Annotated in this window: 28 protein-coding genes; 20 read left to right on the top strand and 8 right to left on the bottom strand. The window is 64.5% G+C overall.

Features of this window, described 5'->3' with window-relative positions; genetic code table 11:
- The first annotated feature begins 31 nt into the window (after nucleotides 1-31).
- Both lptF and lptG read left to right on the top strand, forming a co-directional pair.
- Nucleotides 32-1147, top strand: coding sequence for an LPS export ABC transporter permease LptF (gene lptF, locus DDZ17_RS06710; RefSeq protein ID WP_116365208.1), 1116 nt, complete (start codon nucleotides 32-34; stop codon nucleotides 1145-1147).
- The gene (gene lptG / locus DDZ17_RS06705) at nucleotides 1134-2195 is read left to right on the top strand and encodes an LPS export ABC transporter permease LptG (protein WP_116365207.1); all 1062 of its coding nucleotides are present in this window, start codon (nucleotides 1134-1136) and stop codon (nucleotides 2193-2195) included. Before lptF ends, lptG begins: the two co-directional genes overlap by 14 nt.
- On the opposite strand, the gene DDZ17_RS06700 is transcribed toward lptG, so the two are convergent.
- Nucleotides 2196-2708, bottom strand: coding sequence for an RDD family protein (locus tag DDZ17_RS06700; RefSeq protein WP_116365206.1), 513 nt, complete (start codon nucleotides 2706-2708; stop codon nucleotides 2196-2198).
- A gap of 98 nt (nucleotides 2709-2806) precedes the next feature.
- Between DDZ17_RS06700 and DDZ17_RS06695 the strand changes: the two genes are divergently transcribed.
- Nucleotides 2807-3487, top strand: coding sequence for a response regulator transcription factor (locus tag DDZ17_RS06695; protein WP_193940556.1), 681 nt, complete (start codon nucleotides 2807-2809; stop codon nucleotides 3485-3487).
- Between the two features lie 15 nt (nucleotides 3488-3502).
- Entirely contained in the window at nucleotides 3503-4867 is a 1365-nt protein-coding gene (locus DDZ17_RS06690) for a sensor histidine kinase (protein ID WP_116365204.1), read from the top strand.
- A gap of 12 nt (nucleotides 4868-4879) precedes the next feature.
- Here DDZ17_RS06690 and DDZ17_RS06685 read toward each other — a convergent pair whose 3' ends face one another.
- Nucleotides 4880-5776, bottom strand: coding sequence for a hypothetical protein (locus DDZ17_RS06685; protein ID WP_116365203.1), 897 nt, complete (start codon nucleotides 5774-5776; stop codon nucleotides 4880-4882).
- A gap of 114 nt (nucleotides 5777-5890) precedes the next feature.
- Here DDZ17_RS06685 and DDZ17_RS06680 point away from each other — a divergent pair, with 114 nt between their 5' ends.
- The 3 genes from DDZ17_RS06680 to trhO all read left to right on the top strand — a co-directional run bounded on the left by DDZ17_RS06680 (nucleotide 5891) and on the right by trhO (nucleotide 8317).
- Nucleotides 5891-6928 (top strand): AraC family transcriptional regulator, encoded by a 1038-nt coding sequence (locus tag DDZ17_RS06680; RefSeq protein ID WP_116365202.1) that lies wholly within the window; start codon nucleotides 5891-5893, stop codon nucleotides 6926-6928.
- A gap of 111 nt (nucleotides 6929-7039) precedes the next feature.
- Nucleotides 7040-7360: a BolA family protein gene (locus tag DDZ17_RS06675; RefSeq protein WP_116365201.1), complete on the top strand. Its 321-nt coding sequence runs from the start codon at nucleotides 7040-7042 to the stop codon at nucleotides 7358-7360.
- 3 nt (nucleotides 7361-7363) lie between these two features.
- Nucleotides 7364-8317, top strand: a complete 954-nt coding sequence (gene trhO / locus DDZ17_RS06670) for an oxygen-dependent tRNA uridine(34) hydroxylase TrhO (RefSeq protein ID WP_116365200.1) — start codon at nucleotides 7364-7366, stop codon at nucleotides 8315-8317.
- A 41-nt stretch (nucleotides 8318-8358) separates the two neighbouring features.
- On the opposite strand, the gene DDZ17_RS06665 is transcribed toward trhO, so the two are convergent.
- Nucleotides 8359-9144 carry a trypsin-like serine peptidase gene (locus DDZ17_RS06665; protein ID WP_157976506.1) on the bottom strand — a complete coding sequence of 262 codons (786 nt, stop codon included), beginning with the start codon at nucleotides 9142-9144 and terminating at the stop codon, nucleotides 8359-8361.
- A gap of 138 nt (nucleotides 9145-9282) precedes the next feature.
- Between DDZ17_RS06665 and DDZ17_RS06660 the strand changes: the two genes are divergently transcribed.
- The 6 genes from DDZ17_RS06660 (at nucleotide 9283) to dmpG (ending at nucleotide 15153) form a co-directional block, all read left to right on the top strand.
- Nucleotides 9283-10143: an SDR family NAD(P)-dependent oxidoreductase gene (locus DDZ17_RS06660; protein ID WP_116365198.1), complete on the top strand. Its 861-nt coding sequence runs from the start codon at nucleotides 9283-9285 to the stop codon at nucleotides 10141-10143.
- Nucleotides 10144-10294: 151 nt separating this feature from the next.
- Nucleotides 10295-11485, top strand: coding sequence for an acyl-CoA dehydrogenase family protein (locus tag DDZ17_RS06655; protein ID WP_116365197.1), 1191 nt, complete (start codon nucleotides 10295-10297; stop codon nucleotides 11483-11485).
- Nucleotides 11486-11511: 26 nt separating this feature from the next.
- Nucleotides 11512-12345 (top strand): alpha/beta fold hydrolase, encoded by an 834-nt coding sequence (locus DDZ17_RS06650; RefSeq protein ID WP_116365196.1) that lies wholly within the window; start codon nucleotides 11512-11514, stop codon nucleotides 12343-12345.
- 8 nt (nucleotides 12346-12353) lie between these two features.
- Complete coding sequence (locus DDZ17_RS06645; RefSeq protein ID WP_116365195.1) at nucleotides 12354-13142, top strand: fumarylacetoacetate hydrolase family protein; 789 nt, start codon at nucleotides 12354-12356, stop codon at nucleotides 13140-13142.
- A gap of 39 nt (nucleotides 13143-13181) precedes the next feature.
- On the top strand, nucleotides 13182-14090 hold the full coding sequence (locus DDZ17_RS06640) for an acetaldehyde dehydrogenase (acetylating) (protein ID WP_116365194.1): 909 nt from the start codon (nucleotides 13182-13184) through the stop codon (nucleotides 14088-14090).
- Nucleotides 14091-14115: 25 nt separating this feature from the next.
- Nucleotides 14116-15153: a 4-hydroxy-2-oxovalerate aldolase gene (dmpG, locus tag DDZ17_RS06635; RefSeq protein WP_116365193.1), complete on the top strand. Its 1038-nt coding sequence runs from the start codon at nucleotides 14116-14118 to the stop codon at nucleotides 15151-15153.
- A gap of 193 nt (nucleotides 15154-15346) precedes the next feature.
- Here dmpG and DDZ17_RS22620 read toward each other — a convergent pair whose 3' ends face one another.
- A complete protein-coding gene (locus tag DDZ17_RS22620; protein WP_170150170.1) occupies nucleotides 15347-16243 on the bottom strand; it encodes an NTP transferase domain-containing protein in 897 nt (298 codons plus the stop codon).
- A 30-nt stretch (nucleotides 16244-16273) separates the two neighbouring features.
- Nucleotides 16274-17674: a Si-specific NAD(P)(+) transhydrogenase gene (sthA, locus tag DDZ17_RS06625; protein ID WP_116365191.1), complete on the bottom strand. Its 1401-nt coding sequence runs from the start codon at nucleotides 17672-17674 to the stop codon at nucleotides 16274-16276.
- Nucleotides 17675-17808: 134 nt separating this feature from the next.
- Here sthA and DDZ17_RS06620 point away from each other — a divergent pair, with 134 nt between their 5' ends.
- Complete coding sequence (locus DDZ17_RS06620) at nucleotides 17809-18519, top strand: glutathione S-transferase family protein (RefSeq protein ID WP_116366139.1); 711 nt, start codon at nucleotides 17809-17811, stop codon at nucleotides 18517-18519.
- Nucleotides 18520-18524: 5 nt separating this feature from the next.
- Entirely contained in the window at nucleotides 18525-19244 is a 720-nt protein-coding gene (locus tag DDZ17_RS06615; RefSeq protein WP_116365190.1) for a sulfite exporter TauE/SafE family protein, read from the top strand.
- Here the strand turns inward: DDZ17_RS06615 and DDZ17_RS06610 are convergent.
- Entirely contained in the window at nucleotides 19241-19777 is a 537-nt protein-coding gene (locus tag DDZ17_RS06610; RefSeq protein WP_241505805.1) for a MarR family winged helix-turn-helix transcriptional regulator, read from the bottom strand. The genes DDZ17_RS06615 and DDZ17_RS06610 overlap by 4 nt on opposite strands.
- Nucleotides 19778-20106: 329 nt before the next feature.
- Between DDZ17_RS06610 and ectA the strand changes: the two genes are divergently transcribed.
- The 5 genes from ectA (at nucleotide 20107) to DDZ17_RS06585 (ending at nucleotide 24497) form a co-directional block, all read left to right on the top strand.
- A complete protein-coding gene (gene ectA, locus DDZ17_RS06605; RefSeq protein ID WP_116365188.1) occupies nucleotides 20107-20622 on the top strand; it encodes a diaminobutyrate acetyltransferase in 516 nt (171 codons plus the stop codon).
- A 75-nt stretch (nucleotides 20623-20697) separates the two neighbouring features.
- Complete coding sequence (ectB, locus tag DDZ17_RS06600; protein ID WP_116365187.1) at nucleotides 20698-22047, top strand: diaminobutyrate--2-oxoglutarate transaminase; 1350 nt, start codon at nucleotides 20698-20700, stop codon at nucleotides 22045-22047.
- Between the two features lie 80 nt (nucleotides 22048-22127).
- The gene (locus DDZ17_RS06595) at nucleotides 22128-22532 is read left to right on the top strand and encodes an ectoine synthase (RefSeq protein WP_116365186.1); all 405 of its coding nucleotides are present in this window, start codon (nucleotides 22128-22130) and stop codon (nucleotides 22530-22532) included.
- 63 nt (nucleotides 22533-22595) lie between these two features.
- Entirely contained in the window at nucleotides 22596-24038 is a 1443-nt protein-coding gene (locus DDZ17_RS06590) for an aspartate kinase (RefSeq protein ID WP_116365185.1), read from the top strand.
- Between the two features lie 75 nt (nucleotides 24039-24113).
- Nucleotides 24114-24497: an MliC family protein gene (locus DDZ17_RS06585; protein WP_116365184.1), complete on the top strand. Its 384-nt coding sequence runs from the start codon at nucleotides 24114-24116 to the stop codon at nucleotides 24495-24497.
- Here the strand turns inward: DDZ17_RS06585 and DDZ17_RS06580 are convergent.
- Together DDZ17_RS06580 and ccoS are read right to left on the bottom strand one after the other, a co-directional pair.
- Complete coding sequence (locus DDZ17_RS06580) at nucleotides 24488-25228, bottom strand: sulfite exporter TauE/SafE family protein (protein ID WP_241505804.1); 741 nt, start codon at nucleotides 25226-25228, stop codon at nucleotides 24488-24490. The two genes, DDZ17_RS06585 and DDZ17_RS06580, sit on opposite strands and share 10 nt — an antisense overlap.
- Nucleotides 25229-25233: 5 nt before the next feature.
- On the bottom strand, nucleotides 25234-25452 hold the full coding sequence (gene ccoS, locus DDZ17_RS06575; protein ID WP_116365183.1) for a cbb3-type cytochrome oxidase assembly protein CcoS: 219 nt from the start codon (nucleotides 25450-25452) through the stop codon (nucleotides 25234-25236).
- Nucleotides 25453-25456: the final 4 nt, after the last annotated feature.

Genomic DNA, 25456 nt, shown 5'->3' with positions numbered 1-25456 from the left:
ATACGCGCCTTTCTCCTACGCCTGCCACTGAATGAAAATCCTGCGCTACCTCACCCGCGACGTTCTCACCCACATGCTCGCCGTGAGTTTTGTGTTGCTGGTGGTGATTTTCAGCGGCCGCTTTGTGAAGTACCTGGCCGAGGCCGCGGTGGGCGACCTGGCGGCGGATATCCTGCTGCCGGTGATGTTCTTCCGCCTGCCTGGCTTTCTGGAGCTGATTGTGCCGCTGGGCCTGTTTATCGGCATTTTGATGTCCTACGGCCGCCTGTATGTGGAAAGCGAAATGGTGGTGCTCAGCGCCTGTGGGGTCAGCCCCGCCCGGCTAGCAGCCTACACCATGGTGCCGGCGCTGGTGGTGGCCGTGGTGGTGGGCCTGCTGAGCCTGCTTATCACCCCCCTCGGCGCCGCCCGGTCCGCCGAATTGCTGCAGGACCCAAGCTCGTCCCAGGGCCTGCAAACCCTGGCTGCCGGGCGCTTCCAGACGCGCCGTGGCAGCGGCGTGGTCAGCTATGCCCGCGATATCGACCCGGAAACCGGGGCCATGCAGTCGGTGTTCTTGTCCCAGGGTGGCGGCCGCGACAGTGACGACCCGCGCATGGTGCTCACCGTGGCCCAGGAAGGCGAGGTGCGCATGGACCCGGACACCGGGGCCCGTTACCTGGAGCTGCGCAAGGGCTACCGCTACGAGGGCGTGCCGGGCGACCTGGACTACCGCGTGACCCGTTTCGAGCGCTTCGGCGAGCTGATCCCGGAGCCGGAAGGGGGCATTCGCACCGCTGCGCCGGTGGATGGGCGCCCGACGGCGGCGCTGCTGGCTTCTGATGCGCCCCAGGATATCGCCGCGCTGCACTGGCGCCTGTCGCTGCCGGTGATGGTGCCCATTGTCGCGCTTATCGCCCTGTGCATGAGCCGCACCGACCACCGTCGCGGGCGCTATATCAAAATGGCCCCGGCCTTCCTGTTGTATCTTGCCTACCTGTTGCTGCTGGCCAATGCGCGCTCTGCTGTGGAAGACGGCGAGATGGCCATGCTCGGCGGGTTCTGGGGCGTTCACGCACTGTTTTTGCTGCTGGGGCTGGCGCTGCTGTTTGGCCCCGATCTGCTGGCCCGCCTGCGTTACTGGAGGCTGCGCCGTGCGCGGGCTTGATCGCTACCTGGCCCGCACCGTGGTGCTGGCCACCGCGCTGGTGCTGGCCATTATTGTTGGCCTGGATGCGGTAACTGCGTTTATCGATGAATCCGGCGATATTTCCGAGAGCTACACGGCGCTGGAAGTGCTGATTTACGTAGTGCTCACCCTGCCGGGGCGGCTCTACGAATTTACCCCCTTTGCCACCATGATCGGCTGCCTGGTGGGGCTGGGGCAGCTGGCCTCCAGCAGCGAACTGGTGGTGATGCGCGCCGCCGGCGTGTCCATCGCGCGCATTGTGTGGATTGTAATGAAGCCCACCCTGGTGATTGCCCTGGTGGCCTTTTTGCTGGGTGAATACGTTGCGCCCCGGGCAGAGCAACTGGCCCAGAGCCGCCGCGCCATCGCCCAGAATCCCGGCGAGGGCGTGGCGGGCCGCCACGGCCTGTGGAACCGCGAGGGCGATACCTTCCTGCACTTCAACGCCCTGGACCCTGACGGCGAGGTGTTCGGGGTCATTCTCCTGCAGTTTGACGAGCGCCTGCAGCTGCAATCCGCCCTGCGCGCCCAAAGCGCCACCTTTGCCGGCGATCACTGGCAAATGCACCAGGCAGTGCGTACCGACTTCAGCAGCTGGCAGACCACCCGCACCCCCTACGATACCCTGCGCTGGGATACGGCCATCACGCCGGAACTGCTGACCATGGAAGTGGTGTCGCCCGACAAACTGCCGCTGGTGGACCTGTATCGCTACAGCCGCTACCTGGCCCAGCAGGGGCTGGAGGCGGAGGATTTCGAGCTGGCCATGTGGCGCAAGCTGCTGCAGCCGCTGACTGTGGCGGGGCTGGTGCTGGTGGCCATCTCCTTTATCTTTGGCCCGCTGCGCGACGGTACCCTGGGCTTTCGTATCTTTGCCGGGGTGCTGGTGGGCATCGTGTTTCGCACCAGCCAGGATCTGCTCGGGCCGGCCAGCCTGGTGTTTGGCTTTGCGCCGCTTTATGCCGCGCTGGTGCCGGTGCTGCTCAGCATGGGTGTCGGGCTGCTGCTGTTGCGCCGGGCGCAGTAGTCAGTCGGTTGCCGGGGCGGCTGCCGGCGCTTTCTTTTTGGCGTGTTTTTTCTTGTTGGCGGGTTTGTCCACCAGCACCAGTTCGGTGCCGGAGAGGTAGTCGTGCCAGTAGCGGCCGCGGCGGTCGAACAGGCACCACCAGTAGCCGAGGCCGAAGCAGGCCGCAGACAGCACCGCCGCCAGGCAGCGGCGCAGGGCCTGCACAACCCCGGGTGTGTTGCCATCGCTGGTGACCAGCTTGATACGCCAGGCCTGCATGCCCAGAGTCTGGCCGCTCTTCAGCCAGAAGGCGCTGAAAAAGCCGAACAGGGTGAGCAGGGCCAGAAGCTGCACCAGCTGCGGGTGCAGCGGTTCGGCGTTGCCGCCGGCGATGGCGCTGTGTATACCCATGCCGATGGCAACCGACAGCATAATCAGTGGCAGCACCAGGAAGGTGTCGTACAGCATGGCCATCAGGCGGCGGGGCAGGGCAGGGGCGGTGGCGGGGATGGGGGTATTGTGTAGTGTCGGCATGGCGCGATTCTAGCGCAGCGCCGGTGTATTACCGAATTGTAAATTGAGTGCGTTTCCGGCGCCGTGCTACAGTCGGCGGCCATTGGAGGATGTCGCCCTTGAAAGTCCTGCTCGTCGAAGACGATCCCTCGGTAGGGAGTTTTATCGCCGGTGAACTGAGCGCCGCAGGCTATGATTGCCTGCTGCAGGACGACGGCAAACTGGGCCTGGAAGCGGCCCGCGAAGGCCAGTTTGACGTGCTGGTGGTGGATCGCATGCTGCCGGGTATCGACGGTCTGTCCATCGTGCAGGCGCTGCGTCAGGCCGGTGACACCACTCCGGTGCTGGTACTCAGCGCACTGGGGGATGTGGAAGATCGCGTCGAAGGCCTGCACTGCGGTGCCGATGACTATCTCACCAAGCCGTTTTCCATGGCGGAATTACAGGCCCGGCTTGAAGTGCTGCACCGCCGCGCCAGCACCGCCAGCAGCGACGCCCCCACCCGCCTGCAGGTGGCGGATCTGGAGATGGACCTGCTGAGCCAGGAAGTGCGGCGCCAGCAAACCCCCATCACCTTGCAGCCGCGCGAGTACAAACTGCTGGAATACCTCATGCGGCACGCCGGCCAGGTGGTGACGCGCGCCATGCTGCTGGAGCACGTGTGGGGCTACCATTTTGACCCCCAGACCAACGTGATTGACGTACACGTGTCGCGCCTGCGGCAGAAGATCGACCGCGACTTCGACCCGCCCCTGCTCACCACGGTGCGCGGCGCCGGTTACCGCCTCGGCGGCGACTGAAGACAGCCCGCCGCCGTGCGCATTCTGCGGGTCGTCAACTCCCTGACGTTTCGTTTCATCCTGCGTTACGTGATTGCGCTGGTGGCCTCGGTGTTTGCCGTGCTGAGCCTGCTGTATACCTACCTCAGCTACAGCTACTTCACCCAGCTCACCGACAGCATTGGCGACGAACTGGACACCCTGCAACTGGTGTACCGCGGGCAGGCACTGCCCGGTTTGCGCCAGTACGTGCAAGACCAGATTCGCGCGCCCGCCGGGGCTAGTTTTTCCTACCTGCTGACCGATGCCAGTGGCGACAAGCTGGCCGGTGATTTGCCCACCATGCCCCGCTACCGTGCCTTTTCCGAGGGCTGGTGGGCCTTCCAGATGTCATTGCTGCGCCGGGACGAGAGCAGCGACGTGGATTTTATCGCCCGCTCGCGCCGCCTCGACGGCGGGCTGGAGGCGCTGGTGGCCTACAACTTTGCCGCGGTTTCCGAGAGCGGTGCGGTGGTGTTTGGCACCCTGCTGTGGGCGATGACCGCCACCCTCATCCTCGGCATTATCGGTGGTTATTTCACGGCCTCCATGGCGGTGCAGCGCCTGGAGGGCTTCAGCCAGCGCCTGTCGCGCATCGTGCGGGAAAACCCCGGCGAGCGCATGCCTATCAAGGGCGAAGAGGGCTACCTGCGCGACCTGTCGCAGGTCACCAACCGCATGCTGGACCAGATGAGCCAGCTGATGCAGGCCATCAAGCTGGTGTCGGACAACATTGCCCACGATCTGCGCACCCCGCTGACCCGGGTACGCAACAACCTCAACCAGCTGCGCGACTCGCTGGAACCCGCCCGCCAGGAGGCGGTGGACAGGGTGATCGAGGACTGCGACGACCTGCTGGCCACCTTCAACGCCCTGCTGCGAATTTCCACCCTGGAGAGTGGCAGCCGCAGCGCCCCGGACACCGAGGTGGACCTGGCCAGCCTGCTGGCGGATGTAGTGGAACTCTACGAGCCGCTGGCCATCGACAAGGACATTCGCCTGTCGCTGCAGGCTCCCGGCCCCCATGTGGTGCGCGGCGACAACGACCTGCTGTTCCAGCTGTTTGCCAATCTGGTGGACAACGCCATCAAGTACACCCCCGCCGGTGGCGAGATTGCCGTGGAACTGGGTGCCAGCGACAGCGGGCGCCGGGTGACAGTCCGCGACAGTGGCCCGGGCATTCCGGTGGCTGATCGCAAGAACGTCTTTCGCCGCTTCTACCGCCTGGAGGCCAGCCGGGGCAAGGAGCCCGGCCATGGGCTTGGCCTCAGCCTGGTGCAGGCCATTGCCCACTACCATCGCGGCAGCGTCCTGCTGGCCAGTAACCGGCCGGGGTTGCGGGTGGTGGTGGAGCTGCCCTGAGGCGACGGGTGATCAGGGCTTGTCGAGGGACAGGTGGCTGGTGTCGGGCGCGGCGGGTTCGGCTGTGCTGCGGTAGCGCGCCTCCAGCAGGTCGGCGCCGCTGGGCGCCATAGCCAGCCCGTCCAGGTCCAGCGCGGGGGCAGGTTCCGGCGGAGTGGCGCAATCGCTGAAATCAGTGCCCGGCGGCGCCAGGTCGATGGCGCTGGTATCCGGCGCCGGTGCTGCTTCAAAGCGCGGCAGGTTGGGGATGTTCTCGCCGCTGGTCGCCACGCTCAGATGGCGGGTATCCGGGGCGACGGTGTGGGATGGTGCCGTCTCAAGTTCAGGTTCAGACAAGCGCTCGCCGCCCGGTGCAACCGACAGGGCCGAGGTGTCTACCTCCCGTGGGTGGAATGGCTGGCGCTCATCCGGGCGCAGCACCTCGCTGCGCGGCGGGCTCAGGGACAGGCCGCCCTCGTCGCCGGTTGCCGCGGGGGTGGTGGCGGTAGCCGGTGCGGCAGTGGCAGTACGTCCGGCCTGCGATGCGGGTTCCGCCGCCAGCGCCGCGACCCGCTCGGCCATTGTTTGTGGGCGAGAGGTTTGCGGATCAGAGGTTTTTTGTTCAGGTGCTTGCCCGGACCTTGATTGAGGCTGCGATGCAGTGGTGCTCGCAGTGGCGCCCGCGGCGTGCTGCGCCGGCGCATGGCGCCGAATCACCGGTTTGGCCCCGGCCTTCTCCATCGCCAGTTTGTATTTCAGTGCCGTCGGCTTGTCGCACTCGCGCTTGATGAGCTGGGCCTTGCCGCTGAACAGGCGTGCCAGAGTGGCCTCGTCGGCCTTGAACAACCCCTGCAGGCGCTGGCGCACCGCGGTTTCATCCTGCCCCGGCAGGACTTCCCCGGCGAAGTACACGTTGTAGAGTGGTTCCATGCCCGGCTCCTGCGCTGCTGGCTGGGGCCAGTATACCGCGCTGGTCGCCGCTCACAACGCGCCGGGAGGTCTGCTAGTATGGGCGCCCCTTGCACACAGGATCACCTGCTCCCGATGAGTGACCGGGTTCCCACACGCTTTGTACGCAGCCTGCTGCGCCTGGTTTACGACCACGGCTACGATTTTTCGGCAGTGCTGGCGGATGCCGGGCTGGACTTTGACCCCACCGATGAAAGCGCACCGCGCTACCGGCCGGAAGTCAGCGCCATGCAGTACTCGCGTGTTTACCAGCAGGTGCTGCGGCGCCTGCAGGATGAAACCTTCGGCGTGGCCGGCAATGGCCTGGCGACCCCCGGCGCGTTTCGCATGATGTGCTACTGCATCATTGCCTGCGACACCCTGGGCCAGGCCATCCAGCGGGCGGCGGAGTTTTACCGCACCTTCTTTGATGAACGCAGCCAGCTCTATACCAATTTCTCCGACCAGGTTACCCGGGTGGGTTACCGCACCCGCCAACCGGCAGCGCAGGAGCGGGTGGGGGCCATGGAGGCCTACGGTCTGTCAGTGTGGCACCGCTTTTTTGGCTGGCTGTGCGGCCGCTCCATCGAGCTGAAGCGGGTGGACTTCAAGGGCGCGCCCCCCCAGCGGCTGGAGAAATACGAAGCCCTGTTTCACGCCCCCCTGTACTTCAACCAGGCCTCTGACTTGCTCTACTTCGACAGTGCCTGCCTGGCCTGGCCGGTGGTGCACACCGAGCATTCCCTGCAGGAGTTTTTGCGCACCGCACCGTATCAGCTGCTGATCATGGATGTGGACCCGGACCGCAATAACCTGGCGGCCCAGGTCAAGGCCATGATCGGCCACGACTTCAGCGAAGGCTTCCCCAGCTTCGAGGCAATCAGCTCGGCGCTGAATATGTCGGCCCCGACCCTGCGCCGGCGCCTTAAGCGCGAGGGCACCACCTTCCAGCAGATCAAGGACGAGGCCCGCTGCGACGCCGCCCGCCTGCACCTGGGGCGGCCGGAGCTGTCCATCAACGAGGTGGCCCTGCAGCTGGGCTTTACCGACCCCAGCGCCTTCCACCGCTCGTTCAAGAAGTGGACCGGCCAGACCCCGGGCCAGTTCCGGGCCGGGCAACGCAAGTTGGCCTAGGCGCGAGCGGGCACGAGCAAGCAAGCGCAGACAGTCGCAAGCCGACGTAAGTGTCAGCGCAGTGTGACTGCGTTATAATTTTGCCCCATTTTTTCAGCCCCGGAGCGACCCATGCGCGTACAGGAGCAGATTGAAAGCACCCTGAACGAAGCCCTGGCCCCCGCCTATCTGGATGTGGCCAACGAAAGCCACATGCACAGCGTGCCACCCAATTCCGAAACCCACTTCCGTGTGGTGGCGGTCAGCGATGCCTTTGCCGGCCAGCGCAAGGTGGCGCGCCACCAGCGGATTTATGGCCTGCTGGCGGCGCAGCTGGCGGGCCCGGTACACGCCCTGGCGCTGCAGCTGTACACGCCCGATGAATGGCAGGCGCGGGAAGAACAGGTGCGCCCGTCGCCGGACTGCCTTGGCGGCAGCAAGGCGGAGGGCTAGCCCATGGAGACCGTGGTTGCCGCCCTCTACAAATTTGTATCGCTGCCGGATTTTCACGAACTGCGCGAGCCGTTGCTGGATGCCTGTGTGCAGGCCGGCGTCAAGGGCACCCTGCTGCTTGCCCACGAGGGGATCAACGGCACCATCGCCGGCAGTCGCGAAGGCATTGATGCGGTGCTGGCCTTTTTGCGCGCCGACCCGCGCCTGGCCGATGTCGAACACAAGGAATCCTTCGACGATCACATTCCCTTCTATCGTATGAAGGTGAAGCTCAAGAAAGAGATTGTCACCATGGGGGTGGAGGGCATCGACCCCAACGCCTGCGTGGGCACCTACGTGGCCCCCAAAGACTGGAACCGCATCGTCAACGACCCGGACGTGGTGCTGATCGATACCCGCAACGACTACGAATACGGCATTGGCACCTTTCGCGGTGCCCGTGACCCCAACACCACCACCTTCCGCGAATTCCCCGACTACGTGCGGCGCGAACTGGACCCCGGCAAGCACCGCAAGGTCGCCATGTTCTGCACCGGCGGCATCCGCTGCGAAAAGGCCTCGGCCTTTATGCTCAAGGAAGGCTTTGAAGAGGTTTATCACCTGCAGGGCGGCATTCTCAAATACCTGGAGGAAGTGCCGGAGGCCGAGAGCACCTGGGAAGGGGAGTGCTTCGTGTTCGACAATCGGGTAGCGGTGAATCACCAGCTGGAGAAGGGCCAGTACGACCAGTGCTATGGCTGTCGCCACCCGATTACCGAGCAGGACAAACTGTCGCCGAAGTACGAGAAGGGCGTGTGCTGCCCCGGCTGCTACGACAGCCTGAGCGACGACCAGAAAGCGCGCTTTGCAGAGCGGCAGAAGCAGATTGAACTGGCCAGGGCGCGAGGTGAGGTTCACGTAGGCGCGCCGCCTCCGGCGCGGCAGGAGCCGCACCCGGAGCAGGCTGACGGTTACTGAGAGTAGCGGCCGCGGCCCCGTAACAGCCCGGGCCTGCTGTCCTACAGATACCCCAGCAGCGTTCGCTTGAAAATGCCAATCGGGATGTAACGGCTCAGGCCCTCGCCATCACCCTGGGAAATAACGCCGGTCAACGCCGGCGAGCCATCACTGCCCACCTGTATCACCGCGCCGCCGGAGGCCCCCTTGTAGGCGCGACAGTCGCTGTCGCTGAAGGTTTTGTCCTGGTGCGTAACGGCGCAGGCCGGGTCGTAACTCAATTGCTGCCCGGCCATGCCGATGCCCGCATCGCGGCTGTAACCGGCCATCAGCAGCGGCGCGCTCGCCACTGTGTCGGCAATCGCCAGCGCCGGTGCGGTGCCCGGCAGAACCGCCCGCTGCAGGCGCAAAATGGCCCAGTCCGCCTCGATGTTGCCGCCATCGGCCAGTTGCCGCGCCTCAAATTCCAGTACCTGGCCGCTGTTGTCCGTCAGTTGGAACACAATGCGCCGGCTCAGGTCCTCGTAGTATTCCAGGCAGTGCCAGGCGGTGACGATGGTGTCTGCCCGGCGCCCGCTGTGGCTTTGCACCAGGGTGGCGCTGCAGCGCTCAATGTGATGCCGGCGGCGCCCGTCCTCCAGCTTGATGCCGGGCACTACCAGGCGGCCCACCGCGCGCAACCAGTCGGGCGATTCGCCCGCGCTGAAGCGGCGCCGCGGGTCGCTGTCCGCGGTGGCGGCAGGGGGCAGTAGCAGGGCCGCCACCATTGCCGTCGCGATTGCCGCTACCAGGGGCAGCGCCCGGGCAGTGCAGCTGCGCTGAAACGTCTGTAAGTATCGGATTGGCAAGGTATTTTCACGCCTGGCTTAACATGTTGTGCCCCCCGGGGCGGGCTTGGCTTGGCCCGCGCCGGGCAGCGCATTAGGATGGCCCGGATACTAGAGGAGCCTCCCGCGCGGGTAAAGCGCGGGACTAGCGAGGAGCATATGAGCGAACAGACTCGGGTAGTGGTTGTCACCGGCGCCAGTCGCGGCGCGGGCAAGGGGATTGCCGAGGCACTCGGTGCCACAGGGGCCACGGTCTACGTGACCGGCCGCACGGTCGAAGAGGGCGCAGCGCCCCTGCCGGGCACGGTTGCCGCCACGGCGGATGCCGTTACCGCGGCGGGCGGGCAGGGCATCGCCGTGGCCTGCGATCACAGCGACGACGCGCAGGTAAAGGCCCTGTTCGAGCGGGTGGCCTCGGAGCAGGGGCGCCTGGACATCCTGGTGAACAACGCCACCTATGTGCATGACGCCCTGGTGCAAACCGGTCCCTTCTGGGAGAAGCCCCTGTCGCTCACCGAAATCTGGGACGTGGGCATGCGCTCGCACTATGTCTCCACCTACTACGCTGCGCCGCTGCTGCTGAAGAGCCCGGCCGGGCTGGTGGTCAATACCAGTTCCTTTGGCGGGCGCATTTACATGCACGGGCCGGCCTACGGCGCCGGCAAGGCGGCGGCGGACAAAATGGCCCACGACATGGCAGTGGACTTCAAACCCCACAACGTGGCGGTGGTCTCCATCTGGATGGGCCTGTTGCTGACCGAGCGCACCCGGCGGGTGTTTGATGCAGAGCCGGACAAATACGCCGATCTGGCCGGCACCGCCGAGCACCCGCAGTTCACCGGCCGGGTGATCGATGCCCTGGCCCGCGACCCCCAGCGTATGGCAAAGAGCGGCCGCGTGCTGATTGGCGCGGAACTGGGCGAGGAGTACGGCGTCACCGACATCGACGGCAAGCAGCCGCCATCGCACCGGGCCTTTTTCGGGCCGCCCACCGAGTTTGGTGACGCGGTGGTGGAGTAAAGTCGATAGCCCAAATAGAGGATGTATGTGACACCCGGGGGCGCTTTAATCACACTCGATACTTACATGAACGGGTGCTTGAACGGGTGCCCCAACGGGCCGGCCATTGTCGCAAGCGGCCGCTAACAACAACCAGATACAAGGTACTGCCATGAATGCCTACGGACTTGAATCCCCCCGCGCCCAGGAACTGATTGCCGCCGCCCGCGCCATGGGGCCGGTGCTGCGCGAGCGCGCCGCCCAGTGTCGCGCCGAGCGCAAAGTGCCCGAGGCGACCATCGCGGATTTCCACCAGGCGGGCTTCTTCAAGATTCTGCAACCCGAGCAGTGGGGCGGCTACGCCATGGACCCGCAGGTGTTCTACTGCGTGGGCCTGGAAATTGCCAAGCACTGCATGTCCAGCGCCTGGGTGCTGGGCGTTGTGGCCGTGCACAACTGGCAGCTGGCGGTGTTCGACGATCAGGCCGCCCAGGACGTGTGGGCGGACGACCCCACCGTGCTGATCTCCTCCTCCTATGCGCCGGTGGGCAAGGTGGAAGTGGTGGATGGCGGCTTCCGCCTGAGCGGCCAGTGGAGCTTCTCCTCCGGTTCCGAGCACTGCCAGTGGGCCTTCCTCGGCGCCGTGGTACCCACCCCGGATGCGCCCTTTGACATGGCCAACTACCGCACCTTCCTGGTGCCGCGCAGCGACTACGAAATCGTCGACAACTGGGACGTGGTGGGCCTGCAGGGCACCGGCAGCCATGACGTGCGCGTGGAAGGCGCCTTTGTGCCCGAGCACCGCACCCACAAATCCATGGACGGCTTTTTGTGCGACAACCCCGGCAACGTGGTGAACACCGCCCCGCTGTATCGCCTGCCCTTCATGCAGGTGTTTGTGCGCGCCGTGTGCACCGCCACCCTGGGCGCCCTGCAGGGCTCGCTGGAAGCCTACATCGATGTGGCCAAAACCCGCCGGGTTGGCCCCATGAAAATGAGCGACGATCCCTTTGCCCGCCGCCTGGCGGCCGAGGTGAAGGCCTCCATCGAAGAAATGAAGCTGACCATGGTGCGCAATTTCGACGCGATGATGGACTGCAATCGCGCCGGCGTGCCGATTCCGGTGGAGGATCGCGTGCGCTACCGCTACGACTCCGCGGTGGTGGCTGATCGCTGCGTGGAGCTGTCCGGCAAGATGCTCAAGGCCGCTGGCAGCGGCGGTATCCGCAACGGCAGCGAACTGCTGGCGCGCCACCTGGATATCCTCGCCAGCCAGGCTCACGTGGCCAACCACGTCACCCCCTTCGCGGTGAATTTCGGCGGCGTGCTGTTCGGCGCCGACAACGCCGACTACGCTATCTAACGCGGCTTGCTGACAAGGAGAATCGCATGGGAATGATTGGACGCCTGCCCGAAGGGCAATACGCCGACTGCGCCAATGGCTATCGCATCCACTATCTGGACGAAGGCCAGGGCGAGGTGGTGGTGTTCCTGCACGGCTCCGGCCCCGGCGCCAGCGGCTACAGCAACTTCAAGGGCAACTACCCGACGCTGGTGGAGGCGGGCTACCGCTGTATCGTGCCCGATCACATCGGCTACGGTTTTTCCGACAAGCCCGACGATGTTGACCACCCGCTGTCGTTCTTTGTGGAGTGCATCAAGCAGGCCCTGGACGTTGCCGGCGTTGAGCGCTGCACCCTGGTGGGCAACTCCCTTGGCGGCGCCGTGGCCCTGGGCCTGGCGCTGGAGTACCCGGCGCTGGTGGACAAGCTGATCCTGATGGCCCCCGGCGGCCTCAGCGAGCTGCCGGAATACCAGGCCATGCCCGGCATGCAGAAGGTGTTTCAGGTGTTCGGCTCCGGCGAGCCGGTCACTCATGAGGTAATGAAGGATCTGTTCGCCACTGGCCTGATGTACGACGCCAAGTATGCCACCGACGAGCTGGTGGAAGAGCGCATGCAGATCATGCAGATCATGAACGGGCATGTGATGGCGACCATGAAAATCCCGAACCTGGTTGACCGCTTCAAGGAGCTGCAGTGCCCGGTGCTGGGCTTCTGGGGCATGGACGAGCAGATGATGCCTGAGAATGGCATCATGGCGATGGCCAAGCACATTCGTAACCTGCGCCTGATTCTGGTGACCGAGTGTGGCCACTGGGTGATGGTGGAGCACGAGGACATGTTCAATCGTGCCTGCCTTGATTTTCTGCAGCATGGATAAGCACTATCGTGGATAAACAACGCATAGCCGAACTCGGCGACGAACTGTACAGCGCCCTGCGCGAAGGCCGCACACTGGCGCCGCTGACCGACCGCGAAGCCGGCATCAGCATCGACGACGCCTACCACATCAGCCTGCATATGGTGCACCAGCGGGTAGAGCGCGATGGCGAGAAAATCGTCGGCAAGAAGATCGGCGTAACCAGCAAACCGGTGCAGGACATGCTGGGCGTATTCCAGCCCGACTTCGGCTTTCTCACCGATGCCATGGTGTACGCCGACGGCGCCGACATTCCGGTGGCGGGCAACCTGATCCAGCCCCGGGCCGAGGGTGAAATCGCCTTTCGCCTGAAGAAGGACCTGAAGGGCCCCGGTGTTACCGAGCAGGACGTGCTGGACGCCACCGAGTCCATCATGCCCTGCTTCGAGATTGTGGATTCGCGCATCGACGACTGGAAAATCAAGATCGAGGACACCGTCGCCGACAACGCCTCCTGCGGCGTGTATGTGCTGGGCAAGAACGAAGTGGACCCGCGCGACTTTGACCTGCCCAACCTCAAGATGACCATCTGGAAAAACGGCGAGTTTCACAGCGAGGGCCTGGGCAGCGCCGTGCAGGGCAACCCCCTCACCGCCGTTGCCTGGCTGGCCAACACCCTGGGCGAGTTCGGCATTCCCTTCAAGGCGGGGGAGGTCATCCTGTCCGGCTCCCTGGCGCCGCTGATCCCGGTGGTAGCCGGCGACGAAATGCGCCTGGAAATTGATGGCATCGGCGGCTGTTCCTGCCGCTTTGTCTGAGCCCGACACTTTGCAAACCGTATTTTTGAGAGAGACAGCATGAGCAACAAGATCAAAGCCGCCATCATCGGCCCCGGCAACATCGGCACCGACCTGCTGATGAAGGCCATGCGCAGTGACGTGATCGAACCGGTCTGGATGGTGGGCGTGGTGCCGGATTCCCCCGGCCTGGCCCGCGCCCAGGAAATGGGCCTGAAGACCACGGCCGAGGGCGTGGACGGCATGCTGAGCACCATGCGTGAAGACGGCGTGCAGATCTGCTTCGACGCCACCTCCGCCTACGTGCACGCCGAGAACAGCCGCAAGGTGAACGAGCAGGGCGCGGTGATGATCGACCTCACCCCCGCCGCCATCGGCCCCTTCTGCGTGCCGCCGGTGAACCTGTCCAACGCCGTGGCCGAGCGCAAAATGAACGTGAACATGGTCACCTGTGGCGGCCAGGCCACCATTCCCCTGGTGGCCGCCGTATCGCGCGTGCAGAGCGTGTCCTACGCCGAGATTGTCGCCACCGTGAGTAGCAAGTCCGCTGGCCCCGGCACCCGCAAGAACATCGACGAGTTCACCCGCACCACCTCGCGCGGTATCGAGAGCGTGGGCGGTGCCGAGAAAGGCAAGGCGATTATCATCATCAACCCGGCCGAGCCGCCGCTGATCATGCGCGACACCGTGCACTGCCTGACCGTGGATGAGCCGGACCAGGATGCGATCCGCCAGTCCATCGACGACATGATTGCCGAGGTGCAGAAGTACGTGCCGGGCTACACCTTGAAGAACGGCCCGGTGTTCGACGGCAAGCGGGTGTCCATCTACATGGAGGTGGAGGGCCTGGGGGACTTTTTGCCCAAGTACGCGGGCAACCTGGACATTATGACCGCCGCGGGCCTGCGCACGGCGGAGATGTACGCCGAGGAAATCCTGGCGGGCAACTTCGTGCCCAGCGCCGCCTGATCGCTACCGAGAGAGAACTGACACCATGGATCTGAAAGGCAAGAAAATCACCGTTCACGACATGTGCCTGCGCGACGGCATGCACCCCAAGCAGCACCAGATCAGCGTGGACGAAATGGTCACCGTCGCCAAGGCGATGGACGCCGCCGGTATTCCACTGATTGAAGTCACCCACGGCGACGGCCTGGGCGGTGCCTCGGTGAACTACGGCTTCCCCGCCAACAGCGACGAAGAGTACCTGAGCGCCGTGTGCGGCGCGGTCAAGAACAGCAAAGTGTCCGCCCTGCTGCTGCCCGGCATCGGCACCGTCGACCACCTGAAAATGGCGGTGGACTGCGGCATTGGCACCATCCGCGTGGCCACCCACTGCACCGAGGCGGATGTGTCCGAGCAGCACCTGACCATGGCCGCCAAGTACGACAAGCTGGACGTGGTGGGCTTTTTGATGATGGCCCACATGATCGAGCCCGAGGCCCTGCTGGAACAGCTGCAGCTGATGGAAAGCTATGGCGCCAACTGCGTGTACATCACCGACTCCGCCGGCTACATGCTGCCGGACGACGTGACCGCCCGGGTGGCCCTGGCGCGGGAGAAACTGAACCCTAATACCGAGATCGGCTTTCACGGTCACCACAACCTGGGCATGGGCATCGCCAACTCCCTGGCGGCGGTGGAGGCAGGGGCCACCCGTATCGACGGCTCTTTGGCGGGCCTGGGCGCCGGCGCCGGCAACACCCCGCTGGAAGTGTTCCTGGCAGTGTGCGACCGCATGGGCGTGGAAACCGGCGTGGACCTGTTCAAGGCCATGGACGTTGCGGAAGACCTGATCGTGCCGATGATGGATGACATCGTGCGGGTGGACCGGGATTCCCTCACCCTGGGCTGGGCCGGTGTGTACTCCTCCTTCCTGCTGTTCGCCAAGCGGGCGGCGAAAAAGTACAACCTGTCGGCGCGGGACATTCTGGTGGAACTGGGCCGGCGCCGCACCGTGGGTGGCCAGGAAGACATGATTGAGGACCTGGCGCTGGATATGGCCAAAGAGCGGGACAAGATCGGCGCCTGAGAGCGTCGATGCTCTTCATAAAACCTTGGTCATAAAACCTTGCGCATAAAGCCTCGGGCATAAAGCCTTTGGGCAAAAAGCTTTAGCATAGAGCCAAGGCTTAAACCCCCGGCTTGAGCCTCAAGCCCCAAAACCCGGGCCCAGGTGACTCCAACCTCGGTCCGGGCAAGCTGGCCCTCCTTTACCCAAACCGTTAGCGTTCACCGCTGAACTCTTCCCACCGCGCCTGCAGCGCGGCGTAATCCTGTTCGTTGTCGATATCGATGGCGCAGCCGCCCTGGCGCGTCTGGACGATGCCCGCCCGGGTTTGCAGCACGGCGCTGGCGATGGCCTCCACGGCCGCAAGCGGCACACGGCGACGGAAAAACCGACACCAGCGCTGCCAGTTAAGTTGATGGCCCAGTTCCGCCAGTTGCAGCATCAGGTACAGGCGCAGGGCGCGCCAGCCCACGCCCGGCTGGCGGAGCAGATCACGGGCGGTGCGCAGCATATTGCCCACATCGCGCTGGTAGCGGAAGCGATAGACATCGTCGATATAGTCGCGGTTGGCCACCCGGCGCGGGCGCACCAGGTGCAGGTTGTTCAGGCGCAGGCTGGCCTCGGCCAGGTGCAGGTAGCGCATATGAATGCCCGGCAGTGTGCTGGTGGGATAAAAGCGCTGCAGGGCGGGTTCGGCGCTCATGCCCACGCAGTAATCCAGCTCGCGCGCCGCGCAATTGTCGAGGAACTCGTTGATCTCCTGTGCGCTGATGAGCGGCATGTCGGCGCCGAGCACCAGCACCTGCCGATCCGCCCGCTCGCCACCGCCGCTGCGCTCCAGGTGGGTAAAGCCCCGCCAGAAGTTGCCGTAGGCGGTTTCGGTCTGCTCCAGTAGCTCAATGCGCGGCGCCGCGGGCAGGGCGCTGGTCACCGGGTGCAGCAGGTCGGCGGGGCCAACCACCACAATGCGCCGCACGGCGGCCACCTGCGACAGCGCCAGCAGCCCCCGCTCCAGCAGGCTCTTGCCGCCAATGCACAGCAGCGATTTGCTGGCGGCGCCGCCAACCGGGCGCGCCGCGCCGCGGTCGCCGGCCAGCACGATGGCATCCACGCCGGCCGCCAAGGCGCTCAGCCCACGGCGTTACACCCCGCTCAGGCGGTTCAGGCCGTTCAGCGCAGCAATGCGGTAGGCCTCCGCCATGGTGGGGTAGTTAAAGGTGGTGGTAATGAAGTAGCGCAGGGTATTGCCCTTGCCGTCCTGCTTCATGATGGCCTGGCCGATGTGAATGATTTCGGTGGCCTCGGCGCCAAAGCAGTGAATGCCCAGAATCGCCAGCGAATCGGGGCAGAACAGGATTTTCAGCATGCCCACGTCCTCCCCGGAAATCTGCCCCCGGGCGGTATCCTTGAAGAAGGCGCGGCCCACCTCGAAGGGGATCTTGGCGTCGGTCAGCTCCCGCTCGGTGCGCCCCACCGAGCTGATCTCCGGGATGGTATAGATGCCAGTTGGCACGTCATCCACGTAGCGGGTGGTCTCTTTGCCGCGTGACACCGCGGCGGCGGCCCGCCCCTGGTCGTAGGCGGCGCTGGCGAGTGAGGGCCAGCCGATGACATCGCCCACGGCGTAGATGTTGGGGGTGCTGGTCTGGTATTGCTGGTTTACCTGCAGCTGGCCGCGGCTGTCCGCTTCCAGCCCCACCGATGCCAGGTTGAGCCGGTCGGTGTTGCCGGTGCGCCCGTTACACCACAGCAGGGCGTCGCCACGCAGCCGCTTGCCGGACTTCAAATGCAGGGTTACCCCTTCCTCGGTGGCTTCCACCCGCTCGTAGGTTTCCCGGTGGCGCACCATCACGCCCAGATCCCGCAGGTGGTAGTTCAGGGCCACGGAAATCTCATCGTCCAGAAAGGCCAGCAGGTAGTCGAAGCTGTTGATCAGCTCCACCTTGACGCCAAGGCCACTGAAGATGGAGGCGTACTCGCAGCCAATAACCCCGGCGCCCACGATCAGGATTTTGCGCGGTGTGTGCTTCAAGTCGAGGATGGTGTCGCTGTCGTACACCCGTGGGTGGTTAAAGTCCACATCCTCCGGGCGATAGGGCCGCGAGCCGGTGGCGATGACAATGTCGCGCCCGGTGACCTTTTCGATAATGCCGTCGCTCTGGCGAATGGCCAGCGTGTGCGCGTCGACGAAGCTGGCCTGGCCGATGTGCAGGTCGATGCCGTTGCGGGCGTAAAACCGGCTGCGCATTTCCACCTGTTTTTCGATCACGCCGCTGGCGACGGACAGGGCGGTGGGGTAGGGGATCTGGCGGCTGTGGCCGATTTCCCGGAACAGGCGGCCGGTATTAAAGCGCATCAATTGCTTTACCGCGTGGCGCAGGGCCTTGGAGGGGATGGTGCCGCGATGGGTGCAGCCGCCGCCCACCATGGGGCGGTCTTCGATCACCGCGGCGCGCTTGTTGTGTTTGGCCGCGTTCAGTGCAGCGCTTTCGCCCGACGGGCCGCTGCCGATTACCAGTACATCGTAATCGTAAATCGTCATGGTGTGGATTCCTTGCCGGAGCTGGGGCCCGGGATCACCGGGCCGCCGAAGGGGCGTATTGTAGTCGCGCGAAAAGGTCAGGTAAATTTGCAGGATTTCACAGCGCAGTGCTGGATTTTACCGAGGGCAGGGCAATGGAGCGCATCACACTGGTTATCGGCAACCGCAATTATTCCTCCTGGTCACTGCGCGCCTGGCTGTGCCTGCGCAAGAGCGGGGCGACCTTTCAGGAAGAGTTGCTGCCGCTGGATACGCCGGAATTCGCTGCGCGCATTGCGGAGCTGTCGCCCTCGCGCACGGTGCCGGTGCTGTGGCACGGGGAGCGCTGCGTGTGGGATTCCCTCGCCATTTGCGAATACATCAACGAAACCTTTGCCGCCAACACCCTGTGGCCCCAGGATGCCGGCGCCCGGGCCTTTGGCCGCTCGCTGGTGGCGGAGATGCACAGCGGCTACGGCGCCCTGCGCTCGGCCATGCCGATGAATTTTCGCGCCCGCCAGCGCCGGGTGCCGAGCACCCCGGCCCTGCAGGCGGATATCGCGCGCATTATCGAGCGCTGGGCCAGCGCGCGGCAGCGCTACGGGGCGGATGGCCCCTGGTTGCTGGGCCGCTTCAGTATTGCCGATGCCTTCTTTGCGCCGGTGGCGGTGCGCTTTGGCGGCTATGGCGTGGCCCTGCCGGCGGGGCCGGTGGCCGATTATGTGCGCCATCTGCGCGCCGACGAGGCAATGCAGGAATGGGAGCGAGCCGCCGCCGCGGAGCACTGGGTGGTCGAGGCTGATGAGGTCGGGATTGATGAGCCCGACCTCGATGAGCCCGGTCTCGAAAGCCCTGCGGCGGAGTAGGGCGGGTGGGTGAATACCTGTTGCTGCCGCTGGCGTTTTTAACCTCGGCTTTGGCTGGCGCCATTGGCATGGGCGGCGGCGTGCTGCTGCTGACCCTGATGCCCGGGCTGGTGCCGGCCCCGGCCATTCTGCCGCTGCACGCCCTGACCCAACTGGCCAGCAATCTGTCCCGGGCCGCCTTCGGCTGGCGCCATATCGACTGGCGGCTGGAGCCGGCCGTCGCCGCGGGGGGCACGCTGGGGGCGGCGGTGGGCGGGGGCATCTATCGCTCCCTGTCGCTGGACTGGCTGCCGGCGGTCATCGGCGTGCTGATTCTGCTGCTGACCTGGCTACCCCTGCCACAGCCCCGGGGACGGGGGCAGGGGGCGCTGGCCTTGCTGGGTTTCTACCAGACCGGGCTCGGCATGGTGGCCGGCGCCACCGGCCCCCTGGGGGCGGCGGTGCTGGCGCGCTATTCGGTGCAGCGCGACTGGCTGGTGGTGAACACCGCAGTGTACATGAGCATCAGCCACCTGCTGCGGGGGGCGGCCTTCGGCCTGATGGGGTTCAGCCTCGGCCCCTGGCTCGGCCTGCTGGCGGGCATGATCGGTGCCAGTGTGCTGGGGTCCTGGGTGGGCACCCGCCTGCGGGCCTACCTGCCCCAGGCGAATTTCCAGCGCTGGTTTCGCCTGCTGGTCAGCCTGCTTGCCCTGCGCATGATTGCGCTGGTGCTCTGGCCGGGCTAGCCCCGGGAGTCCTCGTTGCCGCCCTCGTCGCGCAGCACGTCGTGGCGTTCGTGAATGGCGTTCTGCCGGTCCAGCATGCCGATATCCAGCACCGGCGAGGCGTCGATGTGCTGGGCATCCATCATCTGCGCGATGCGCTGCAGTGAGGAGATGATCATGGTCTGCTCCCACTCCTGCAGGTCGCCGAACTGGCGTGTGAACTGGGCCTGCAGGGGCAGGGGGGCGCTTTTGAGCATCTCCATACCCTGGTCGGTGAGGTAGGCGTGCACCTTGCGCTTGTCGGTCTTGGAGCGCTCGCGGTAGATCAGCTCGCGCTTCTCCAGGCGGTCCAGGATGGAGGTCACCGTGGCCTGGCTGAGGCTGACATCGGTGGCCAGCTCGCCAATGGTCACCTCGCCCTTGTCGCGAATGGACTGCAGCAGCAGGATTTGCGGCGCGGTCAGGCCGGTGGTTTTGGCGAGGTGCTTGGAGTGCAGGTCGGTGGCGCGGATAACCCGGCGCAGGGCGACCAGAACTTCGTCGATACGGCCCAAGAGCGTGTCCTGTCCTGTGAAGAGAAGGGCCGGATTATACCCACCGGCCTCCCATTCCCGGAGCACTTCTGCGCCGAAATCATCCACTGCTTTGGGTTCCACTGACATTTTTCTGGCGGTTTGAGGGGGCATATGCGCCTCGCTGGCTTGTCATTGTATTGAAATATATAGAAAGCTAAATAAATATTTCGTTCGATTTGAACGCGATTCTCCCTTATTTTGACTAAAATGTGAACAAATAACGCGAAATTAGGGGTTATAAAATGTAAATTCCGGCCCTATAATATTGAGCACGAAATATTTGAGCAGAAATATTTAGGAGTAAATAGATGGCAGCCGACATGACATTGCGCGTTCCCACCCGGGAAGACGGCAATGCAGTACACCAATTGATCGGAAACTGTCCGCCCCTGGACACCAATTCCCTGTACTGCAACCTCCTGCAGTGCGCCCACTTTGCCGACACCTCGGTGGCGGCAGTAATGGATGGAGAACTGGTGGGCTTTATCTCCGGGTACATCATCCCCGGTCGCGACGACACCCTGTTCATCTGGCAGGTGGCGGTGGGCGAGAAGGCCCGCGGCCAGGGGCTGGCGGGCAAGATGCTGGCCCACATTGTCGACCGCGAGCGCTGCGCCGAGGTGCAGTTTATGGAAACCACCATCACCGAGGACAACGAGGCCTCCTGGGCCCTGTTCAGCCGCTTTGCCGAGCGCCGGGACGCCGAGATGGCGCGCAGCGTCATGTTCGACCGGGACCGGCATTTTGGCGGCGAACATGCCTCCGAACTGCTGGTGCGCATTGGCCCCTTTGGCAACCAGGCGGCGGTGCGCGCTACCGCCTAGTGCCCGGCGCCAGCCCATAACGTATTCGCAACAACCAGACATTCATTCTCACGCATACGCCCAAGAGGACCTGCAATGAAAATTTTTGAAGAAGTCGAATCCGAAGTTCAGAGTTACGCCCGCTCCTTTCCCCGCGTGTTCAACCGCGCCCAGGGCGAGTTTCTGTACGATGAGGACGGCAACGAATACATCGACTTCCTGGCGGGAGCCGGCACCCTGAACTACGGCCACAACAACCCGACGTTCAAGGAAAAGCTGCTGGAGTACATCCACGCCGATGGCATCACCCACGGCCTGGACCTGCACACCCGTGCCAAGGCGGCCTTTCTTGAGGCCTTCAACGAGAAGATCCTTAAGCCGCGCAGCATGGAATACGTGATGCAGTTCACCGGCCCCACCGGCACCAACGCCGTGGAGGCCGCCCTGAAGCTGGCCCGCAGCGTCACTGGCCGCGAGAACGTGATCTCCTTTACCAATGGCTTTCACGGCGTGAGCCTGGGCTCATTGGCGACCACCGGTAACTCCCACCACCGCGGCGCGGCGGGTGTCACCCTAAGTGGCAGCAGCCGCATGCCCTACGACGGTTACCTGGGCGAGGGGATCGATACCACCGCCTACCTGGACAAGGTGCTCTCCGACTCCAGCAGCGGTGTAGACCTGCCGGCGGCGGTGATTGTGGAGACCGTGCAGGGCGAGGGCGGCATCAACGCCGCCAGCGTTGAGTGGCTGCGCAACCTGGAAACCGTGTGTCGCAAGCACAACCTGCTGCTGATTGTGGATGATATCCAGGCGGGTTGCGGCCGTACCGGTACCTTCTTCAGCTTTGAAGAGGCCGGCATTACGCCCGACATTATCACCCTGTCCAAGTCCCTTGGCGGCTACGGCCTGCCCTTTGCGGTGGTGCTGATTCGCCCGGAACTGGACCAGTGGAAGCCCGGTGAGCACAACGGCACCTTCCGCGGTAACAACTTTGCCTTTGTTACCGCCACCGCCGCCATCGATACTTACTGGAGCGACGACAAGTTTGCCCGCAGCGTGCGCGCCAAGGGTGACTACGTGGCCAAGCGCCTTGACCAGATTGTCGAGAAGTACGGCGAGGGTAACTTCACCTCCTGTGGCCGCGGCATGTTCCGGGGCATCAACTGCGTGAATGGCGACATTGCCGGCAAGATCACCAGCGCCGCCTTCAAGAAGGGCCTGATTATCGAAACCAGCGGCGCCGACGACCAGGTGGTGAAATTCCTGTGTCCGCTGGTGATCAGCGAAGCCAGCCTCAAGCGCGGCATCGATATTGTCGAGCAGGCCATTGCCGAGGTGTGCGCCGGTGAAGACAGCATCCCCGAGACGGTGGACTACTTCGACGACGACTACCAGATCGAAGCCGGCGACGAAAGCGAACGAGAGGTGATGCAGCGCGCCAGCTAAAGCGCGCAGACAGCACCCATTCATGGCTGGCCGGGACAGTAAGCCCGGCCTCAACCGACCAACACGGAGTGAAGTAAACGATGATTGTCAGAGATCTTGAAACTGCTGCCGCCTCCGGCCGCAAAATTGTATCGCCGGATGGCAACTGGGACAGCGTGCGCATGTTGCTCAAAGACGACAACATGGGCTTTTCCTTCCACATCACCACCATCTATGCCGGCGCCGACTTTGGCATGCACTACCAGAATCACCTGGAGTCGGTGTACTGCATGTCCGGCGAAGGCGAGGTGGAAACCGTCGCCGATGGCAAGAAGTACCCGATCAAGCCCGGCACCCTGTACATCCTGGACAAAAACGACAAGCACATCCTGCGCGCCACCAAAGAGATGAAAATGGCCTGCGTGTTCAACCCGCCCCTGCATGGCACCGAGGTGCACAACAAGGAAGGCGCCTACGAACTGGAGGCAGAAGCCGTTACCGACTGAAGTGATGCCCACGGGCCGCAGGCGCGGCCTGACTCACTCACTTCAACAGGAACGGGAGACAACATGAATTTACACAGCGTGGAGAAAATCGGCGGTACGTCAATGAGTGACTACATCGCCGTACGCGACCACATCGTGTTTGCCCAGGCCGCCGAAAACACCCAGTACCAGCGGGTGTTTGTGGTATCGGCCTACGGCGGCATGACCAACAAGCTGCTGGAAGACAAGAAAGACGGCACGCCCGGCGTGTACGGCCTGTTTGCCGAGGGCTTTCGCGACGATAACTGGGTAGCCGCCCTGGAAGGGGTGCGCGCGGCCATGTACGAGAAGAACGCCACCCTGTTCGACGACCCCCTGCAACTGCGCGCCGCCAACGAATTCATCGGCGAGCGCCTGGACAGCGCGCGCCAGTGCCTGGAAGACCTGCAGAGCCTGTGTCGCCACGGCCACTTCTCGGTGGAGGATCACCTGGCCACCGTGCGCGAAATGCTGGCCAGCGTGGGCGAGGCGCACAGTGCCTGGAACACCGCGCGGCTGCTGCAGCGCGATGGCATCAACGCGGCGTTTGTCGACCTGACCGGCTGGCAGTCTGCCGAGCATATCTCCCTGGACGAGCGCATCCTGCAGGCCTTCGCCAACCTGGACCTCAGCAAGCAGATGCCGATTGTCACCGGCTACGCCCACAGTGAAGACGGCCTGATCAGCTCCTTTGATCGCGGTTACAGCGAGATGACCTTCAGCCGCCTGGCGGTGCTGACCCACGCACGCGAAGCCATCATCCACAAGGAGTTTCACCTGTCCACTGCCGACCCGGGCCTGGTGGGTGAAGACAACGCCGTGCCCATCGGCCGCACCAACTACGATGTGGCCGACCAACTGGCCAACCTCGGGATGGAGGCCATTCACCCCAAGGCGGCCAAGGGCCTGCGCCAGAACGGCATTGCCCTGCGGGTGAAAAACACCTTCGAGCCGGAGCACGGCGGCACGCTGATCACCGGTGACTACGTGTCCGACACCGCCTGCGTGGAAATCATCGCTGGCTGTCGCGGTGTGTATGCCCTGGAGCTGTTCGACCAGGACATGGCCGGCAAGGTGGCGGATTACGACATGGAAATCCTCAAGACCATCCAGCGCTTCCGCGCCCACAACGTGGCCAAGGACATCAACGCCAACACGGTCACCAACTACCTGGCCACCAACCTGAAAACGGTGAAACGGATCAGGAACGTGCTGGAAGAGCGCTTTCCCGAGGCGGAAATCCGCCAGCAGAAGGTGGCGATCGTGTCGGCCATCGGCAGCGACATGCAGGTGCCGGGCATTCTGGCAAAGACTGTGAACGCCCTGTCGGAGCACGATATCAGCGTGCTGGCCATACACCAGTCCATGCGTCAGGTGGACATGCAGTTTGTGGTCAACGAAGAGGACTACGAGCAGGCCATTCGCAGCCTGCACGCCGGCCTGGTGGAGCCCCACGACCACGGCCGCGCCATCTGCCTCGCCTCCTGAGCCCTTGCGGCGGCGCCCGGTGCGCCGCCCGCCGCCGCGTGCTAACGTGGGTGCCGTCCTGAATTGGGAGGCCCCATGAACGCACGCTGGCTTTGTTTTGTTCCCGCCCTGTCCCTGCTTGTTGCCTGCGGCGCGGGCAATACCCGCAGCAGTGACCCTGAACCTGACCCGACCGATCTGTCCGGCATTGAGCTGAGCCCGGACGACGCCTTTGTCTACCAGTGCAACGGCGGTGCCTTTACCGCCCAGTTTGGCCCCGAGCGCATGGACGTGTGGCTGAATGGCAAACACTACCGCCTGGCGCAGCAGCGCAGCGGCTCAGGTGTGCGTTACGGTGAGGGCGATGTGCTCTTTGTCGGCAAAGGCCGCGACGGCAGCCTGGAGATTGGCGATGTGATCTATCGCAACTGCCACACCGATACCGATGCCAAGCCGCTATCGGGCGGGGGTCAATGGTGATGGTGGGCGGCCTCTTCACTGGCGGCCGTCAGCAGGTGGCCGCTGTGGGCAGCGGTGATGGCCAGGCTCCACGCACCGCCGGCAATCAGCAGCAGGGCGATGGCGCGCTGCATGCCGCGCGAGCGCAGCAGGGCCTGCAGGCGGGTGGCTCCCAGGCTCACCAGCAGCATGGCCGGCAGCGTGCCGGCACCAAAGCTCAGCATGGTCGCGGCGCCCTCGGCGGCACTCTGGCGCGTTGCCGCCAGTGCCAGCGCACTGTAAATCAGGCCACAGGGCATCATGCCCCAGCACAGGCCCAGGGCCAGGGCCTGGCGGGGCGAGCGCAGCGGCAGCAGCGGCGCGGCAAGCCGCTGTAGCGGTTGCCACAGCCGGGCACCGGCGCGCTCCAGCCACTGCAGGCCCCGCCACCAGTTGCCGATGTAGAGCCCCATCGCAATCAGCAGCAGCGCCGCGATATAGCGCAGCGCCAGCGTCCACGCGGCAAAATCCGGCGCCCCGGCCAGTAGGCCGGCGCCAGCGCCAAGTACGGTATAGCTCAGCAGGCGCCCACCGTGATAGGCCGTTGTGATGGCCGGCTTCGCCGCGCCGCCAAGGCCGAGGGCGGCGCTGATGCCGCCGCACATACCCAGGCAGTGGCCAGCACCGGCAAGGCCCACGGTAAAGGCCGCCAGCAGGCCGCCGAGGGCGGCAAAGGCAGGCAGTGTAAGCAGCGTAAGCAGGCTATCGGGCAAGGCGGTCAGTTCCGGCCGGGGGTGTTGCTGGCATCGTCACTTGCCGCTTCTGCGTCTTCATTGTCGTTGCGCGGCGCCTGCGGTGCGTCGTCGTCCATCACCACCCGCCAGGCTTCCTTGTCGAGGTCGTCGTACTGCCCATTGTTGATGGCCCACAGCAACAGGCGCACGGCAATAATGCAGAAAATCAGCGCGACGGGAATGAGCAGGTAGAGGCTTGCCATGAAC

It is taken from the genome of Parahaliea mediterranea (genome assembly GCF_003402235.1).
Taxonomy (GTDB): Bacteria; Pseudomonadota; Gammaproteobacteria; order Pseudomonadales; family Halieaceae; genus Parahaliea; species Parahaliea mediterranea.
This window is presented reverse-complemented; position numbering and strand designations above follow the sequence as displayed.

What these genes read in the sequence shown, in the direction of transcription:
- lptF (WP_116365208.1), top strand. Translation starts at nt 32, where the DNA reads ATGAAAATCCTGCGCTACCTCACCCGCGACGTTCTCACCCACATGCTC.
- DDZ17_RS06700 (WP_116365206.1), bottom strand. Translation starts at nt 2,708, where the DNA reads ATGCCGACACTACACAATACCCCCATCCCCGCCACCGCCCCTGCCCTG.
- DDZ17_RS06685 (WP_116365203.1), bottom strand. Translation starts at nt 5,776, where the DNA reads ATGGAACCACTCTACAACGTGTACTTCGCCGGGGAAGTCCTGCCGGGG.
- DDZ17_RS06680 (WP_116365202.1), top strand. Translation starts at nt 5,891, where the DNA reads ATGAGTGACCGGGTTCCCACACGCTTTGTACGCAGCCTGCTGCGCCTG.
- DDZ17_RS06675 (WP_116365201.1), top strand. Translation starts at nt 7,040, where the DNA reads ATGCGCGTACAGGAGCAGATTGAAAGCACCCTGAACGAAGCCCTGGCC.
- trhO (WP_116365200.1), top strand. Translation starts at nt 7,364, where the DNA reads ATGGAGACCGTGGTTGCCGCCCTCTACAAATTTGTATCGCTGCCGGAT.
- DDZ17_RS06660 (WP_116365198.1), top strand. Translation starts at nt 9,283, where the DNA reads ATGAGCGAACAGACTCGGGTAGTGGTTGTCACCGGCGCCAGTCGCGGC.
- DDZ17_RS06655 (WP_116365197.1), top strand. Translation starts at nt 10,295, where the DNA reads ATGAATGCCTACGGACTTGAATCCCCCCGCGCCCAGGAACTGATTGCC.
- DDZ17_RS06650 (WP_116365196.1), top strand. Translation starts at nt 11,512, where the DNA reads ATGGGAATGATTGGACGCCTGCCCGAAGGGCAATACGCCGACTGCGCC.
- DDZ17_RS06640 (WP_116365194.1), top strand. Translation starts at nt 13,182, where the DNA reads ATGAGCAACAAGATCAAAGCCGCCATCATCGGCCCCGGCAACATCGGC.
- dmpG (WP_116365193.1), top strand. Translation starts at nt 14,116, where the DNA reads ATGGATCTGAAAGGCAAGAAAATCACCGTTCACGACATGTGCCTGCGC.
- sthA (WP_116365191.1), bottom strand. Translation starts at nt 17,674, where the DNA reads ATGACGATTTACGATTACGATGTACTGGTAATCGGCAGCGGCCCGTCG.
- DDZ17_RS06620 (WP_116366139.1), top strand. Translation starts at nt 17,809, where the DNA reads ATGGAGCGCATCACACTGGTTATCGGCAACCGCAATTATTCCTCCTGG.
- ectA (WP_116365188.1), top strand. Translation starts at nt 20,107, where the DNA reads ATGGCAGCCGACATGACATTGCGCGTTCCCACCCGGGAAGACGGCAAT.
- ectB (WP_116365187.1), top strand. Translation starts at nt 20,698, where the DNA reads ATGAAAATTTTTGAAGAAGTCGAATCCGAAGTTCAGAGTTACGCCCGC.
- DDZ17_RS06595 (WP_116365186.1), top strand. Translation starts at nt 22,128, where the DNA reads ATGATTGTCAGAGATCTTGAAACTGCTGCCGCCTCCGGCCGCAAAATT.
- DDZ17_RS06590 (WP_116365185.1), top strand. Translation starts at nt 22,596, where the DNA reads ATGAATTTACACAGCGTGGAGAAAATCGGCGGTACGTCAATGAGTGAC.
- DDZ17_RS06585 (WP_116365184.1), top strand. Translation starts at nt 24,114, where the DNA reads ATGAACGCACGCTGGCTTTGTTTTGTTCCCGCCCTGTCCCTGCTTGTT.
- ccoS (WP_116365183.1), bottom strand. Translation starts at nt 25,452, where the DNA reads ATGGCAAGCCTCTACCTGCTCATTCCCGTCGCGCTGATTTTCTGCATT.